Consider the following 16,111-nt stretch of genomic DNA (forward strand, 5'->3'; position numbering starts at 1 on the left):
AAAATTTTCCGTTTTTCTTAAATTTTTATACAAGCGCTAAAAGAAAAAAGAGAAGCTCAAGAAAACTTCTCTTTTAAAATTGTATTATTTCTGATTTGGTCTGTAAGTTGCATTTATATCCAACTAGATCTTCAAGAATCGACGCATTGAAATGCCTGATCCGATTGCCCCAATGAAAATACCAATCACAAACAATAGGACTGTCATCAAAGGGATAAACACATCTGGTGTAATCATTGACAAGTTTTGCCCCACCAAAGATTTATTGACAGATTGATAAACCATATTGTAAACAAAGAATACAAGGACTGAAGGAATCGCTGCACCTAGTAAGCCGATAAAGGCACCTTCTAGCAAGAATGGACCACGAATATAGCCATTTTTAGCTCCTACTAGACGCATGATTTGAATTTCACGGCTCCGAGAAATAATGGTAATACGAATGGTATTGGAAATCAGGAAGACTGCAATAAAAATCAAGAGCCCTGCAATAACTAATCCCCAAACACGGATAAAGGAAGCCAGTTCGAAAAGTCGTTGAGTGTTGGCACCACCGTCTTGAACCTCAGATACCCCTTCAATTTTCTTGGCCTCTTCTGCTACTTTAGGAACATCACTCGGAGTATTGGTATCAACGATATAGGCATCATAGAGAGGATTAGCATCTCCTTCAAAGACCTTCCAATCGTCTCCCATCGTTTCAGTCAATTTTTGATACTGCTCTTCCTTGCTTGAAAAAGTGACATTCTTAACACCTTTCATGGCTTTTAAGGCATCATAAACCTTGTGATAGTCATTATTGGTAACTGTCTGACCTTCTTTTTCAATCGTTTCACTATTATCCGCCACATCCTTACGAATGTAAACCATGACACGAACGTTGTTTTCAATATCGGTAGCCAGTTTCGCTGTATTAAAAATTACGGATGCAAACAGGGCAACTAGAGTCAAGGTAATCATAACCGAGCTCACTGCTGCTACTGTCATCCAGCCATTTCGTTTTAAACTTTTTAATGATTCAAATAAATGGCGAAAAAATCTACTAATCATCGTATCCATATTCTCCTTTAGCTTCGTCACGAACGACACGGCCATTTTCAATGGCAATGACACGGTGGCGCAAGGTATTTACAATCTGGCTATTGTGGGTCGCCATCAAGACAGTAGTACCTTGGAGATTGATGCGTTCCAACAGATTCATAATTTCCCAAGAATTATCTGGGTCCAAGTTTCCTGTCGGCTCATCGGCAATCAAGACCTTAGGATTGTTCACAATCGCACGGGCAATCGCAATCCGTTGCTGCTCTCCACCTGAGAGTTCGTTAGGGAAAGAGCGAACCTTGTGTTTCAAACCGACCAAGTCCAAGACTTCCATAACCCGTTTCTTAATATTGCGACGGTTCTCACCGATTACTTCCATTGCGTAAGCAATATTTTCATAAACAGTTTTCTTTGGCAAGAGTTTGTAATCTTGGAAGACTACCCCAACACTGCGACGGAGTAGAGGGATATCTTTCTTCTTGATTTTAACCAAATTAAAGCCTGCAACTGTTAGGCTCCCTTTTTCAATCTTTACTTCTCGATATAAAGCTCGAATAAAGGTTGACTTCCCTGCTCCGGAAGGCCCAACGATATAGGCAAATTCTCCTGGTTCAATACTAAGAGAGACTCCACGAAGAGCAGTCGTTCCGTTATCGTATTTTTTGACAACATCTCGCATTTCAATGATTGACATGTGAGTTCCTTTCTATTCTTAGCTGATTCGCCACTTAAGATAAGCATCGATGAAACCATCAAGATCTCCATCCATGACCTTATCTACCTGAGCGACTTCAAAGCTCGTACGGTGATCTTTTACCATGGTATAAGGTGTGAAGACATAAGAACGAATCTGACTTCCCCAAGTGATTTCTTTTTTCTCACCTTTGAGGGAATCGACTTCCGCAGCTTTCTTTTCTTGCTCCATTTGATAGAGCTTGGCTTGCAACATCTTCATAGCACGATCTCTATTTCCATACTGGGTACGATCGACTGTCGATTGAACGACTGTCCCCGTAGGAATGTGTGTCAAACGCACACCTGTTGAAACTTTATTGACGTTTTGTCCACCAGCACCACCTGAACGGAAGGTATCCATTTTGATATCATCTTCACGAATCTCCACTTCGATGGTATCATCCAACTCAGGCATAACCTCAACGGATGTAAATGAAGTATGGCGACGTTTGGCAGAGTCAAATGGTGAAATACGGACCAAACGGTGAACACCCATTTCTGACTTGAGAAGACCGTAGGCATTTAGACCTTCAAAGGACAAGGTCACAGACTTGATGCCCGCTTCATCACCAGCTTGGTAATCCAAGACTTCGACCTTAAAGCCTTTGGCATTTCCATAACGAGTGTACATACGGAGCAACATATCACCCCAGTCTTGAGCCTCAGTACCACCAGATCCTGGATGAATCTCCAAGATTGCATTATTGTGGTCATAAGGTTCTGACAAGAGAAGCGTCATTTCGTAACTGGTCATCATCTTATCCAGTTCTGTCAACTGTTCAACCAGTTCATCACGTACAGACTCGTCTTCTACTAAAAAGTCCAATAAAATTTCAACTTCATCCTGCAACTCTTCCATCTTACGGAAGGTGTTGTAGGTGTTTTTTAATTCATTTAATTCTTGCGACGTTTTTTGAGCCGCGATATTATCGTTCCAAAAATCAGGTTCTGTCATCTTGTTCTCCAAGATGGCAATCTCTTCCTCTAAACCTTCGAGGTCAAAGAGACCCCCTGAAAGAAGCTAATTTTTCACGATTTGCGTCAAGTTTTTGACGAATTTCTGAAATGTCCATAAATACTCCTTTATTCACATCGTTTCATTATACCACATTCTCTCATTTCTTTCCATATTTTACTTGTTATTTCAAATTGTATACAAAAAAGAGGGCTTTCACCCTCCATTTTATAACTTTTTAGCAGATGTTCGAGCAATCTCCTCTACTTGGATACCTTGCGCTTCAAATTTCTCCTTCAGGAAGGTTAAATCAATCGTCCCATCAATTTGAACTTCAATAACAACCTTACCATCCTTGCGAGGAATATTAACGGTGTGTGAAATATTCAGATTTTCTTCTACAATCAAGGTTACAATCTTGCCCAAAACCCCGACTTCATTTTCCGTAATAAACCGAACACGAATTCCTTCCTCGCCGTAGCCAGCGATTTCTAGAAAGGCTTGAAAAACATCACGATCTGTAATCACACCATAAACCTGTTGATTGTCCACAACTGGAAGAATACCGATTTTATTCTTTAACATGAGATAAGTTGCATCCTCTAAACTAGCATAACCTGAGACTGTGATAACATCGCGAATCATGATGTCTTTAACTTTGGTCTTATTGAGAAGATAATTCATCTCATAGATGGAGAGACTGGTTGCTTTAGACGGACTGGCTTCAGCAATAGTTCCTTCTGTTACAAGACCAACCAATTGATCATTTTCGATAACAGGTAAACGGTGCAAACCTTGCTCGCGCATCAAATCTGCTGCATGTGCTACAGTCGTATCTGGACTGATATAAACTACCTTGCGGGTCATAAAATCTTTAACTGCCATGAGACTTCTCCTTCTTTATTGCTACTATAATTATACACTTTCTTACAAAAACTATCAAACGCTTTCATCTCTTTTTCAAGATTTTGTAACATTCAATCACAAAAAAGAGAGAAATAGCCTTCTCTCTTAAACTTAAAGGCTCTATAATTTCTGTAGTGGGTGAAATCACTGTAGGAATGATGGGCCTCTTTTGTTGTAGAAGAAAAGTCCCATAAGATCTATAATGAAAAGCGATCAAACCATCATTAGAAAGAATCTTATGGAACCATTACATTTTATCACAAAACTACTTGATATCAAAGACCCTAATATCCAGATTCTAGATATCATCAATATGGATACACACAAGGAAATTATTGCTAAACTGGACTTCGACGCCCCATCTTGTCCTGATTGCAAGTCAAATGAAGAAATATGACTTTCAAAAACCGTCTAATATTCCTTACCCTGAAACGACTAACATGCCTACCAGAATTCTTCTGAAAAAGCGTCGTTTCAAGTGCTATCAGTGTTCGAAAATGATGGTCGCTGAGACTTCTCTCGTTAAAAAAATTCACCAAATCCCTCGTATTATCAACCAAAAGATTGCTCAAAAGTTGATTGAAAAGACTTCTATGACCGATATTGCCCATCGGCTGTCCATTTCAACTTCAACTGTTATCCGAAAGCTCAATGACTTCCGTTTTAAACACGATTTTTCTCATCTTCCAGAGATTATGTCCTGGGATGAGTACGCTTTTACTAAGGGAAAGATGAGTTTCATTGCGCAAGATTTTAAAAAGCTCAATATTATCACTGTTCTTGAGGGACGAACACAAGCTGTTATCCGAAATCGCTTTATTAAATATGATAGGGCAGTCCGATGTCGAGTGAAAATCATTACTATGGATATGTTTAGTCCCTACTATGAATTGGCTAAACAGCTTTTTCCATGTGCTAAAATCGTTCTAGATCGTTTTCATATTGTCCAACACTTAAGCCGTGCCATGAGTCGTGTGCGTATCCAAATCATGAATCAGTTTGAGCGAAAATCCCATGAATACAAGGCTATCAAGCGCTACTGGAGGCTCATTCAACAAGATAGCCGTAAACTCAGCGATAAACGTTTTTATCGCCCTACTTTTCGTATGCACTTAACGAATAGAGAAATTCTAGACAAGCTTTTAAGCTATTCAGAAGACTTAAAACACCACTATCATCTCTACCAACTCTTGCTTTTTCACTTTCAGAATAATGAACCAGAGAAATTTCTAGGACTCATTGAGGACAATCTAAAGCTGATTCATCCTCTTTTTCAGACTATCTTTAAAACCTTCCTCAAAGACAAAGAGAAAATCGTCAACGCCCTCCAATTATCCTATTCCAACGCAAAATTGGAAGCGACTAATAATCTCATCAAACTCATCAAACGAAATACCTTTGGATTTCGGAACTTTGAAAACTTCAAGAAACGGATTTTCATCACTCTGAACATCAAAAAAGAAAGGACAAAATTTGTCCTTTCTCGATCTTAGCTTTTCTTCAATCCACTATAGTTGACAAAGAGCCCCAAATTTGGAGCTCCTCAAATTCATCTACAAAATAATCCACTGGATCGGATGATTGCTTATGCAATCTCCATCTGCAACCTAAACTAGTCTCCCAGACTAGAGGAGAATTGCTTCCGCAATTCTTATCCGCCGACTAAAACAATCCACTGGATTGGATGATTACTTACGTAATCCTTATCTGCCGACTAAAAAGGTCCCCTGGACTATAGAGGAATTGCTTTCGCAACTCTCATCCACCGACTAAAACAATCCACTGGATCTGATGATTGCTAAGCAATCTCTATCTGCCGACTAAAAAGGTCCCCCGGACCTTTTTAGCCACCTAGATATGCTTTTCTGACTTCGTCTGATGCTGCGAGTTCTTTTCCTGTTCCTGATAGGACAATCTTTCCTGTTTCAAGTACATAACCACGGTCAGAGATAGCAAGGGCCTTGTTAGCGTTCTGTTCAATTAGGAGAACCGTTGTTCCTTGCTTCTGAATATCTTGAATGATATCAAAAATTTCTTGGATAAAGATAGGGGCAAGTCCCATAGACGGCTCATCCAAGAGAAGGAGCTTAGGTGTAGACATGAGAGCGCGTCCCATAGCCAGCATCTGCTGTTCACCACCTGAAAGAGTTGCCGCATCTTGATTTTTGCGTTCTTCCAGACGAGGGAAACGTGAAAAGACTTTTTTCAAGTTAGCTTGATTTTCTTCACGATTTTTCTTTAAAAAGGCTCCCATTTCCAAGTTTTCCATAACAGTCAAACCCGGGAAAACATGGCGTCCCTCAGGAACTTGTGAAAGGCCACCTGCCACGATTTTTTGCGCTGGCATCTTTTGAATTTCTTTTCCTAAAAACTGAATTTTACCAGCACTTGGACGAACCAAACCTGAAAGGGTACGAAGAATGGTTGTTTTACCAGCACCATTGGCACCAATCAAGGAAACAACTTCACCTTCATTAACCTCGAAACTTGCATCACGAACTGCTTGGATCATACCGTAATGCACAGAGAGGTTTTCAACTTTTAACATAGACATTAGGCTTCACCTCCTAGATAAGCTTCGATAACACGTTTGTTGTTCTTGATCTCATCTGGAGTACCATGAGCAATCAAACGACCATATTCAAGAACATAGATACGCTCAGTGACTTCCATAACCAAATTCATGTCGTGTTCGATGAGCATGATGGTAATTTTAAATTCGTCTTTGATACGACGGATCAATTCTGTCAATTCAGCTGTCTCTTGTGGATTCATCCCGGCTGCAGGTTCATCCAAAAAGAGGATCTTAGGTTCTGTTGCCAGAGCACGAACGATTTCTAATCGACGTTGTTGACCATAGGCCAAATTCTTCGCAAGAGTATCTGCGTCGCCATCCAAATCAAAAATCTTCAGTAAGTCCAAAGCTTTGCTTTTTAATTCTTCCTCGTTCTTATAAAAAGCTGGTAGACGTAGAAAGCTAGCGAGGACATGTTGTTTATGATGATTTCCAAAAGCGATGAGAACATTGTCTAAAACTGTCAGATCCTTGAACAAACGAATATTTTGGAAAGTACGACTGAGTCCAAGTGAAGCAATCTTATAGGGAGTTTTCCCATTTAGGAGGTGACCATCTAGTGTCACCGTACCTTCACTTGGTTCATAAACACCGGTCAAGAGATTGAAAAGGGTTGTTTTACCAGCTCCGTTTGGTCCAATCAAACCAACCAATTCTCCCTCGTTCAATTCAAGAGTGACATCTCCAACAGCTGTTAGACCGCCAAAATGTTTGGTTAACTGTTTAACTTCAAGTAGTGCCATTAGTTTTGTCCCTCCTTCTTAGATTTTTTAAAGAAACGTGATAGACTCAATTCCCATGTCCCAAGAAGTCCACCTGGTCTGAAAATCATGACCAATACAAGAGCCAAGGCGTAGATAATCATACGTACGCTAGCAACATCTTGAAGGAGCATATTTAAAATTCCTAAAACAATCGCTGAAACGATGGTACCAGTAATCGATCCAAGTCCACCAAATACAACGATAATCAACACGTTGATGGAATTAATAAAGGTGTAATCTTTTGGCACAACAGATCCGATAAAACCAGCCTGAAGTGAACCAGCAATACTTGCTGTAATGGCACCAAAGACAAAAGCGATAATCTTGATCTTTGTAGTGTTTACCCCAACGGACTCTGCAGCAATCTCATCCTCACGAACAGATAGAGTAAAGCGTCCAATTGGACTACGTAGAAAATTGAGAGTTGCAATAGTTGTGATCACCACAAATAGATAAACCATCTGCCAGTTGGTAAAGTTTGGAATACCCAAGATACCAGCAGCACCGTTGGTCAAACTTCCACCATTAATGATAAAGATACGAATAATTTCTGAAACACCTAGTGTCGCAACAGCCAGGTAGTCACCCTTCAAGCGGAGTGTTGGAATTCCAACGAGCAAAGCGACTGCACCAGAAATCAAGGCCCCCAAGACCATTGCGCCAAAGAAGGCACCATAGGTTGGTGATTTTGAGCCAATAATCGCTGCTGCATAAGCCCCAATCGCCATAAAACCTGCATGGCCGAGTGAGAATTGTCCTGAAAAACCAACGATTAAGTTCAAACCGACTGCAAGGATGATATTAATTCCAATTTGTTCTAAAATTTGGACATGGAATAGATTGAGAACACCAGCAGAAACCAGTACAGTAATCAATCCATAACCTGCTAACAGAAGGAATAACCAGAGAATATTTACTTTAAGATTTATCTTCATTGTTTACACCTTCTCTTTCACATTCTTACCAAGGATACCTGCAGGTCGAACAATCAGAATCAAAAGCAAGATTCCATATACGATAGCATCACGAAAATCAGACATACCAAAGGCAGTTGCAAAAGTTTCCAACAAGCCAATCACAAATCCCCCTAAAGCTGCACCAGGAATAATTCCGATACCACCAAGAACGGCCGCAACGAATGATTTTAGACCTGGAGTCACACCCATCAAAGGTTCAAGAGAGTTGTAGTAAAGGGCAATGAGGACACCCGCTGCACCAGCAAGGGCTGAACCCAAAGCAAAGGTAAAACTGATTGTACGATTTACATTGATTCCCATCAATTGAGCCGCGTCACTATCAACTGATACCGCACGCATGGCTTTCCCCATTTTTGTTTTTTGGACGATCAATTGCAATAAAACCATCAACAGTACAGAAACTGCTAAAATCATCAATTGAACATTTGTCAAGCTAATTGGCCCAAAATCAAAACGGACTGTTTCAATGGCTTGAGGGAAAGCACGAGTATTAGCGCCTACTAGATAAACCATCCCGTATTCCAGTAGGAAGGAAACTCCGATGGCTGTAATCAAAACAGCAATACGTGTAGAGTGTCGCAAAGGACGGTAGGCAAGAAACTCAATCACAACACCAAGTAGTGCGGTTCCTGCCATTGAAATAATTAAAGCTAAAAAGAAATCCATTTGGAAAGAATTAATCAAAAAGTAACCAATAAAGGCACCCATCATATAAATATCACCGTGGGCGAAGTTGATGAGTTTGATAATTCCATAAACCATGGTATAACCCAGGGCCAAAAGTGCATAAACACTACCCAGAATGAGACCATTCACAAGTTGTTGGAGCATAGCATTCACTCTTTTCTATCGTTATTTTTTAGAAAATTTCTCAATTTTCACAAGTTCATAAACACCGAAACAGGGAGTGAGTCAAAGGCTCATTCCCTATTTCAACTACTATTCTAATGTTATGGTTTTACAACTTCTGCTGCTTCCACTTTACCATTGTTCATGGTCATCATGTAAGCAGTTTTCACTGTATTGTGGTCAGCATCAAAGCTTGTTTGACCAGTTACACCATCAAAATCTTTGGTTTTAGCAAGGTTGTCCTTGATTTCACCTGAGTTTTTAGCACCTTTTGCAGCATTAGCTACTAGGTAAACTGAGTCATAGGCCAAAGCTGAGAATGTTGAAGGTTCTTCGTTGTATTTAGCACGGTAGGCTTCAAGGAAGGCTTTAGCTTTTGCAGAGACATCAACTGTAGTTGAGAATCCTGAGATGAAGTAAATGTTTGATGCTCTTTCAGCAGTCGCTTGTTGAACAAATTCTTCACCGTTAAAGCCGTCACCACCAACGATTGGTTTATCAATTCCCATACCACGTGCTTGGTTTACGATTTTACCTGCTTCTGTGTAGTAACCTGGAACAACGATAGCGTCAAACTCTTTCCCTTTCATTTTAGTAAGGGCTGCTTGGAAGTCTGTATCACCTGCTACAAACGTTTCGTCTGCAACAATTTCACCTTTGTAGGCTTCACGGAAAGATTTAGCAATACCTTTAGCATAGTCACTTGCATTGTCCGTATAAAGAACAACCTTCTTAGCGTTCAATTTGTTTGTCATATAGTTTGAAATGATCTTCCCTTGGAAGCTATCTTGGAAAGTTCCGATAAATAGATATTCTTGACCTTTGGTCAATCCATCTTGAGTCGCACTTGGTGAGATCAATGGCACTCCTGCTTGAGTAGCGTTGGCTACAGCTGCAGCAGTTGCACCAGATGTCGCAGGTCCTACGATAGCTGTAACTTTTGATTGGGTAACTAGGTTAGTTGTAACAGAGGCAGCCTCAGCAGTTTCAGATTTGTTATCTTTATCCACAACTTCGATTTGTTTTCCATCGATACCACCTGCAGCATTGATTTCATCAACAGCAAGTTGAGCACCTTTTTGTTCAGAAGTACCATAGGCAGCTACAGCACCTGTTTCTTCAAAGTTAAAACCGATTTTGATCGTCTTTTCGTCTACTGGGTTACCAGTTGTATTTGACGCTCCTGACTTGACCTCTCCACAAGCAGCGAGAAGAGCTACGCTAGCAAGAGCCACAAAAGATAGGGCAAATTTTTTCTTCATTTTTAATCTCCTTATAGTTGTTTCAAAAATAGTATGTTAAGAATATACCGAATTATCAGAAAATTGTCAACACATTTATCTCATTTTTTAAATGATAACGTTTTCCTCAGTGCGATAGAGATTGCCAACAAAGGGAGTTTCTAACTCTTGAATGTGGCAACGTCTTATTTTTTTGATAAATCTTTCCTTACCTAATCTCTCAACTAAGTCATCTAGCTCCTCAGTTGGAACATAGAGCTGCAAGTAACGATGCTTCTTAGAATGGTAACAGATATCACCGTATTCCTGAAGTTTTTTTGCATCTCGATTATAGTAGAGATAGATGATTAATCCTGATCGATTTGTTTTTTCAAACATGAGAAATCCTCTTTCTAAGAAATCTTCCCCTATTATACCAAAAAAAGCAAACTCCGTCGAGTTTGCTTTCTAGGTTGCTTAGCTTAAAGAATTATTGGCCATGATTTCATCAATAAAGCCATATTCAAGTGTTTCTTGGGCACTCATCCAGTAATCACGTTCTGCATCTGCATGAATTTGCTCAACTGATTTACCTGAGTTATCTGCAAGGATTTGCTCCAAAGTCTTACGAGTTTTGAGCAAGTGCTCTGCAGCGATTGCCATATCGGTTTGTTGGGTACCACCACCTGTACCACCCATTGGTTGGTGAATCATGTACTCTGCATTTGGAAGCATGAAGCGTTTGCCTTTTGCACCACTTGATGCAATAACAGTCCCCATAGATGCAGCCATTCCCATAACGATTGTTTGGACATCAGCCTTGATAAAGTTCATGGTATCAACAATTGCCAAACCAGCCGAAACAGAACCTCCAGGTGTGTTGACATAAAGGTAAATATCTTTTGTGCTGTCTTGGGCATCCAAGAAGAGCAACTGGGCAATAACTGAGTTGGCCATATTATCTTCGACTGGCCCAGTTAGCATGATAATGCGGTCTTTCAGAAGACGAGAGTAAATGTCATAGGAACGTTCTCCACGGCTTGTTTGTTCAATAACTACAGGAATCATTCATTTCTCCTTTTAATGTTGAATTTTCTTAGTCATACGACTCAATACAGAACTATTATATCTTTTTGGTCAAAAAAGGTCAAATTTTTGCTCTATATTATCGACAGAATCAAAAATTCAACTTCCTCGCGAAATTAGAAACATCCTCCAATTTCATCTTTAAGACTCTATCTGAGTCTTATTTCGTACCGAACAAGCGGTCTCCAGCATCTCCGAGACCTGGAACAATATAGCCATGTTCATTCAAGTGTTCGTCCAGAGCTGCTGTAAAGATTTCGACGTCTGGGTGAGCCGCTTGAAGAGCTTTCACTCCCTCTGGAGCAGCTACTAGGCAGACAAATTTGATATTTGATGCGCCACGTTTTTTAAGCGAGTCAACAGCCAAGATAGCTGATCCACCTGTTGCAAGCATTGGATCAACGACAAAGATTTGACGTTGGTCAATATCCTCAGGCAATTTCACCAAGTATTCAACTGGTTGAAGGGTTTCTTCATCACGGTACATACCGATATGACCAACTTTTGCTGCTGGAACCAAGCTCAAGAGCCCATCTACCATCCCGATACCTGCACGCAAGATTGGGACAATCGCCAATTTTTTACCAGCCAATTGTTTTTGAACGGTCTTTGTGATAGGTGTTTCGATTTCCACGTCTTCAAGTGGAAGATCACGAAGTACTTCATATCCCATCAACATTGCAATCTCATCTACTAGCTCACGAAAAGCTTTTGTAGAAGTGTCTGTACGACGCAAGATTGACAATTTATGCTGAATCAGTGGATGATTAATGACTTCAAGTTTTCCCATTTTCTGAATTCCTTCTTTCAATTTATTCTTCTTATTATATCAAAAAACGGTTTAAAAAGCTTTCTAAACCATTTATTTTTATTAATTTTTAAATCAAATCTGCCTCTTGGAGAGCTGTCTGAACAGTCTCTAATGGTAAATGGGTCAACTCAGTGCCTTTTTCTTGATAAAGGTACTGAGCATAGTCATCCATTCGGTACTGGTTGATATAGACTACACGTTTGCAACCAACTTGTAGCAGTTGTTTGGTGCAGTTCAGACAAGGGAAATGGGTCACATAGGCTGTAAATCCTCTAGGAACTCCTCGTTCAGCCCCTTGCAAGATGGCATTGACCTCAGCATGAAGGGTTCGGACACAGTGTCCTTCAATGACTAGACATTCGTGGTCAATGCAGTGCTCCGTTCCTGATACGGAACCATTGTAGCCTGTTGAAATGACTTTATTGTCCTTAACTAGGACAGCTCCCACTTTGGCACGTTTACAGGTCGAACGATTGGCAATCAGTAAAGCCTGGGCTGCAAAGTACTCGTCCCAAGCCAGTCTTTTTTCTGTCATAAGTCTTCTCCTTGTCCTCTATTTTTTGAAAAATGGCAAGCGTAAATCTGCAATCTTTTCAGCTGGAACCTTCATCCCATCCTTGATCCATTTGAGCAGAACCGATACGATGGCAGAGCTCCAAAAGGAATGAAGGTAGCTGCTGACACCTTTTGATTTTCCGTGGTATTTTTCTAGAAATTCCTGCATAGCTTGGACAAAAATCTTTTCCAAGTGGTAGTCCAGAGCGAGTTGGATAACCTTGGCTTCTTTCTTTGCTGCGCGGAAAAGGTGAACCCAGACTAGATAAAGATCGGTTTTGACATCGTAGTGGCTCAACTGTTCCATAATGTTATGGACACTGCGTTTAAAGACGCTTTCCAAAATCTCTTCTTTGGAGTCATAGTTACGATAAAAGGCAGCGCGTGAGACACCCGCCCGCTTGACCAGCTCTGAAATACTAATCTTAGCCAAGTCTTTTTTCTCTAGAAGTTGCAAAAGAGCCGTCTCGATTGCTTCCCTAGTTAAAAAATTGGATTCTTGATTTGATTTTCTGAGATTTTCTAGAGATTTTTCAGATATTTTACGTTCAGACATAACAATTTCTTTCTACTTGTGACAACAGAGAAATGGTACTTTTGTTTCAAGGGCTTTCATGATATAATTGTAAAAAAAGACAGAACCTTTGTCAATGTATAAGTGACAAAGATGGAGAATTTCTATGACTTGGAAGATTGTAGCTGACTCTGGTTGTGATTATCGTCAACTGGCAACTCCTGCTATTGATACTGAATTTGTTAGTGTTCCTTTAACCATTCAAGTAGCTGATCAGGTCTTTATTGATGATGCCAATCTTAACATTGACCACATGATGGAAACCATGTATGCGACTTCTGAGGCTTCAAAATCAGCTTGTCCTAGCCCTGATGATTACTTGCGTGCATTTGAAGGTGCTAAGCATATCTTTGTCGTTACTATTACTGGTACTCTTTCAGGTAGCCATAATAGTGCACAGCTCGCTAAGAACATCTACCTTGAAGAACACCCTGACACTCAGATTCATGTGATCGATACATTGTCTGCAGGTGGTGAGGTTGACTTGATTGTCGAGAAAATCAATAGTTTGATTGATCAAGGACTTTCTTATGAGGAAATTGTTGAAGCCATTACAACCTACCAAGAAAAAACGAAGTTACTCTTTGTTCTTGCTAAAGTTGATAACTTGGTCAAAAATGGCCGTTTAAGTAAGCTTATCGGTACGGTCGTTGGCCTTCTCAACATCCGTATGGTTGGGGAAGCAAGTGAAACTGGAACCCTAGAACTGCTCCAAAAAGCGCGTGGACCAAAAAAATCCCTTCAAGCAGCCTATGAAGAACTCATCAAGGCTGGCTACGCTGGTGGCCGTATCGTCATGGCTCATCGCAGCAATGAAAAATTCTGTCAGCAATTGTCAGAACGCTTGCTTGAAACCTTCCCACAAGCGGATATCAAAATCATCCCGACGTCTGGTCTCTGCAGTTTCTATGCAGAAGATGGCGGTTTGTTGATGGGATATGAAATTAACTAAGATTATGAGCAACAAGAGATGCCAAGCATCTCTTGTTTTTTGTGGTACAATAGAGCTATGAAACATTTTGATACTATTGTCATTGGTGGGGGACCTGCTGGCATGATGGCTACGATTTCTAGTAGCTTTTATGGACAGAAAACTCTTCTCATCGAAAAAAATCGCAAACTTGGTAAAAAATTAGCTGGAACAGGCGGTGGTCGCTGCAATGTGACCAACAATGGAACTTTAGATGACCTATTGGCTGGCATCCCTGGAAATGGGCGCTTTCTTTACAGTGTCTTCTCCCAGTTTGATAACCATGATATCATCAACTTTTTTACGGAAAATGGAGTCAAACTTAAGGTCGAGGACCACGGACGCGTCTTTCCTGCTAGCGACAAGTCTCGGACCATTATCGAAGCTTTGGAGAAGAAAATCACTGAACTCAGTGGTCAAGTCGCTACTCAAACAGAGATTGTTTCAGTTAAAAAAGTGGATAACCAGTTTGTCCTGAAGTCCGCAGACCAGACCTTCACTTGTGATAAACTCATTGTCACAACTGGTGGTAAATCCTATCCTTCTACAGGTTCAACTGGATTTGGACATGAGATCGCCCGCCATTTTAAGCACACCATTACAGAGCTTGAAGCCGCTGAAAGTCCATTATTGACAGATTTTCCACATAAGGCCTTGCAAGGGATTTCGCTTGACAATGTGACCCTAAGCTATGGCAAGCATGTCATCACCCATGACCTGCTCTTTACCCACTTTGGTTTATCGGGCCCTGCTGCCCTGCGCATGTCTAGCTTTGTAAAAGGTGGAGAGGTTCTCTCACTCGATGTTTTACCTCAACTTTCTGAGAGCGACTTGTTGGCATTTCTAGAAGAAAATCGGGAAAAATCCTTAAAAAATGCTTTAAAAACTTTGCTTCCAGAACGCTTGGCAGATTTTTTGGTTCAAGATTATCCTGAAAAAGTCAAACAGCTAACTGAAAAAGAACGGGAACAACTTCTCCATTCTATCAAAGCCCTCAAAATCCCTGTTACTGGCAAAATGTCTCTGGCCAAGTCCTTTGTCACCAAAGGAGGCGTCAGTCTTAAGGAAATCAATCCTAAAACCCTTGAAAGTAAGCTAGTACCTGGGCTCCACTTTGCTGGGGAAGTTTTAGACATCAATGCCCACACAGGTGGCTTTAATATCACTTCTGCCCTCTGTACCGGCTGGGTGGCGGGAAGTCTGCATTATGATTAAATATCAAAGGTTATAAAAAATGAATAGAAGAGAAGCAGTCGAATTTGTCACCATGTGCATGATTAAAAATGGGGACAAAGTTCTGGTCCAAGACCGAGTGAGCCCTGACTGGTCTGGTATTACTTTCCTGGCGTGAAGTGTTATAAATTTTTAAAAAAATCATAGATTCTTTCATTGATAACGATACATTAAATTGTCAAACATAGCTTAAAAAGTATTACAGAATAAATTTCGAATTAATCATATAGAATACTACTATTTTTTTTAAAAAAAATGTTATAATGATAGCGAGAAAAAATCTCGGAGGTTGAATATGCTAATAGAATTTAAAGCAAAGAATTTTACATCTTTCAAAAATGAAGTGACATTTAGTATGGTATCTTCAGAAAAATTACAGGAATTATTAAATAACCGAATTGAAATTGAAACAGATTTCCATTTATTAAAATCTGCTAGTATTTTTGGAGCAAATGCTAGTGGAAAGAGTAATTTGTTGAACGCTTTAGGATTTATTATTGCCTTTCTTCAACGTTCAATGTTAGACTCTCAAGAAGGTAAACGAAATTTTAAAAATTTGACATTTTCTTTAGATAATTCGAGCAATGTTTCTCCTACAGAATTTGAAATTTCCTTTCTTTTGAAAACAAAAATTGTAACGTATAATTTTGCTCTTTCTAAAGGAGATGTATCATCAGAAAGTTTAGTTATAGATGATGACCTAATTTTTAAAAGAAAATTTAATAAGATTGTAGACTACTCCTCTGATTTCTTTAAGACTGAAGAAGAGTTAAATTTAAAGTTTAGTCTAACAAATTCTAATTCACTATTTTTAACTGTTCTTTCTGTAACAAATACAAAAATAGCCGAAGATATTATTG

18 protein-coding genes and 1 pseudogene are annotated in these 16,111 nt (G+C 39.8%); 5 read left to right on the top strand and 14 right to left on the bottom strand.

What is annotated here, in order from left to right; all coding sequences use genetic code 11:
• Positions 1 to 123 precede the first annotated feature (123 nt).
• The 4 genes from ftsX to D8804_RS03620 form a co-directional block, all read right to left on the bottom strand.
• A complete protein-coding gene (gene ftsX, locus D8804_RS03600) occupies positions 124 to 1,050 on the bottom strand; it encodes a permease-like cell division protein FtsX (RefSeq protein WP_125398860.1) in 927 nt (308 codons plus the stop codon).
• Positions 1,043 to 1,735 (bottom strand): cell division ATP-binding protein FtsE, encoded by a 693-nt coding sequence (ftsE, locus tag D8804_RS03605; protein ID WP_000022257.1) that lies wholly within the window; start codon positions 1,733 to 1,735, stop codon positions 1,043 to 1,045. Before ftsE ends, ftsX begins: the two co-directional genes overlap by 8 nt.
• Before the next feature lie 18 nt (positions 1,736 to 1,753).
• Positions 1,754 to 2,849 (bottom strand): peptide chain release factor 2 gene (prfB, locus tag D8804_RS03610; protein WP_125398861.1). Its coding sequence is split into 2 segments (ribosomal slippage): positions 1,754 to 2,776 and positions 2,778 to 2,849, totalling 1,095 coding nucleotides; the frame shifts between segments, so codons are not numbered across the junction.
• A gap of 110 nt (positions 2,850 to 2,959) precedes the next feature.
• On the bottom strand, positions 2,960 to 3,616 hold the full coding sequence (locus tag D8804_RS03620; RefSeq protein WP_125398862.1) for a CBS domain-containing protein: 657 nt from the start codon (positions 3,614 to 3,616) through the stop codon (positions 2,960 to 2,962).
• Between the two features lie 259 nt (positions 3,617 to 3,875).
• Between D8804_RS03620 and D8804_RS03625 the strand changes: the two genes are divergently transcribed.
• A protein-coding gene (locus D8804_RS03625) for an ISL3 family transposase (RefSeq protein WP_185774023.1) occupies positions 3,876 to 5,130 on the top strand; the annotation gives its coding sequence in 2 pieces (ribosomal slippage) (positions 3,876 to 4,015 and positions 4,014 to 5,130; 1,257 coding nt in all).
• 350 nt (positions 5,131 to 5,480) lie between these two features.
• On the opposite strand, the gene D8804_RS03630 is transcribed toward D8804_RS03625, so the two are convergent.
• The 10 genes from D8804_RS03630 to D8804_RS03680 all read right to left on the bottom strand — a co-directional run bounded on the left by D8804_RS03630 (position 5,481) and on the right by D8804_RS03680 (position 13,030).
• Positions 5,481 to 6,191, bottom strand: coding sequence for an ABC transporter ATP-binding protein (locus D8804_RS03630; RefSeq protein WP_125398863.1), 711 nt, complete (start codon positions 6,189 to 6,191; stop codon positions 5,481 to 5,483).
• Entirely contained in the window at positions 6,191 to 6,955 is a 765-nt protein-coding gene (locus D8804_RS03635) for an ABC transporter ATP-binding protein (RefSeq protein ID WP_001186011.1), read from the bottom strand. The genes D8804_RS03630 and D8804_RS03635 overlap by 1 nt, the downstream gene beginning before the upstream one ends.
• A complete protein-coding gene (locus D8804_RS03640) occupies positions 6,955 to 7,911 on the bottom strand; it encodes a branched-chain amino acid ABC transporter permease (protein ID WP_125398864.1) in 957 nt (318 codons plus the stop codon). Before D8804_RS03640 ends, D8804_RS03635 begins: the two co-directional genes overlap by 1 nt.
• A gap of 3 nt (positions 7,912 to 7,914) precedes the next feature.
• Positions 7,915 to 8,784, bottom strand: a complete 870-nt coding sequence (locus D8804_RS03645; protein WP_061454503.1) for a branched-chain amino acid ABC transporter permease — start codon at positions 8,782 to 8,784, stop codon at positions 7,915 to 7,917.
• 119 nt (positions 8,785 to 8,903) lie between these two features.
• On the bottom strand, positions 8,904 to 10,064 hold the full coding sequence (locus tag D8804_RS03650) for an ABC transporter substrate-binding protein (protein ID WP_125398865.1): 1,161 nt from the start codon (positions 10,062 to 10,064) through the stop codon (positions 8,904 to 8,906).
• An 87-nt stretch (positions 10,065 to 10,151) separates the two neighbouring features.
• Positions 10,152 to 10,421 (bottom strand): YlbG family protein, encoded by a 270-nt coding sequence (locus D8804_RS03655; RefSeq protein ID WP_000462107.1) that lies wholly within the window; start codon positions 10,419 to 10,421, stop codon positions 10,152 to 10,154.
• A gap of 78 nt (positions 10,422 to 10,499) precedes the next feature.
• Positions 10,500 to 11,090, bottom strand: a complete 591-nt coding sequence (clpP, locus tag D8804_RS03665; protein WP_000613467.1) for an ATP-dependent Clp protease proteolytic subunit ClpP — start codon at positions 11,088 to 11,090, stop codon at positions 10,500 to 10,502.
• Positions 11,091 to 11,268: 178 nt separating this feature from the next.
• Positions 11,269 to 11,898, bottom strand: coding sequence for a uracil phosphoribosyltransferase (upp, locus tag D8804_RS03670; RefSeq protein WP_084926127.1), 630 nt, complete (start codon positions 11,896 to 11,898; stop codon positions 11,269 to 11,271).
• Between the two features lie 88 nt (positions 11,899 to 11,986).
• A complete protein-coding gene (locus tag D8804_RS03675; RefSeq protein ID WP_000136994.1) occupies positions 11,987 to 12,454 on the bottom strand; it encodes a deoxycytidylate deaminase in 468 nt (155 codons plus the stop codon).
• A gap of 18 nt (positions 12,455 to 12,472) precedes the next feature.
• Entirely contained in the window at positions 12,473 to 13,030 is a 558-nt protein-coding gene (locus D8804_RS03680) for a TetR/AcrR family transcriptional regulator (protein WP_000003897.1), read from the bottom strand.
• Positions 13,031 to 13,154: 124 nt separating this feature from the next.
• On the opposite strand from D8804_RS03680, the gene D8804_RS03685 reads away from it, so the two are divergent.
• From D8804_RS03685 to D8804_RS03700, 4 genes and pseudogenes are all read left to right on the top strand, one after another.
• Complete coding sequence (locus tag D8804_RS03685) at positions 13,155 to 14,000, top strand: DegV family protein (protein ID WP_125398867.1); 846 nt, start codon at positions 13,155 to 13,157, stop codon at positions 13,998 to 14,000.
• Between the two features lie 57 nt (positions 14,001 to 14,057).
• Positions 14,058 to 15,233 carry an aminoacetone oxidase gene (gene aao, locus D8804_RS03690; protein WP_125398868.1) on the top strand — a complete coding sequence of 392 codons (1,176 nt, stop codon included), beginning with the start codon at positions 14,058 to 14,060 and terminating at the stop codon, positions 15,231 to 15,233.
• Positions 15,234 to 15,252: 19 nt separating this feature from the next.
• Positions 15,253 to 15,360, top strand: a pseudogene (locus tag D8804_RS03695) (DNA mismatch repair protein MutT); the annotation flags it as partial.
• 186 nt (positions 15,361 to 15,546) lie between these two features.
• The coding region (locus D8804_RS03700) for an AAA family ATPase (protein ID WP_142999708.1) at positions 15,547 to 16,111 on the top strand (565 nt) is incomplete at its 3' end.

This window comes from Streptococcus oralis, from assembly GCF_003944215.1.
In the GTDB taxonomy this organism is placed as follows: Bacteria; Bacillota; Bacilli; order Lactobacillales; family Streptococcaceae; genus Streptococcus; species Streptococcus oralis_BI.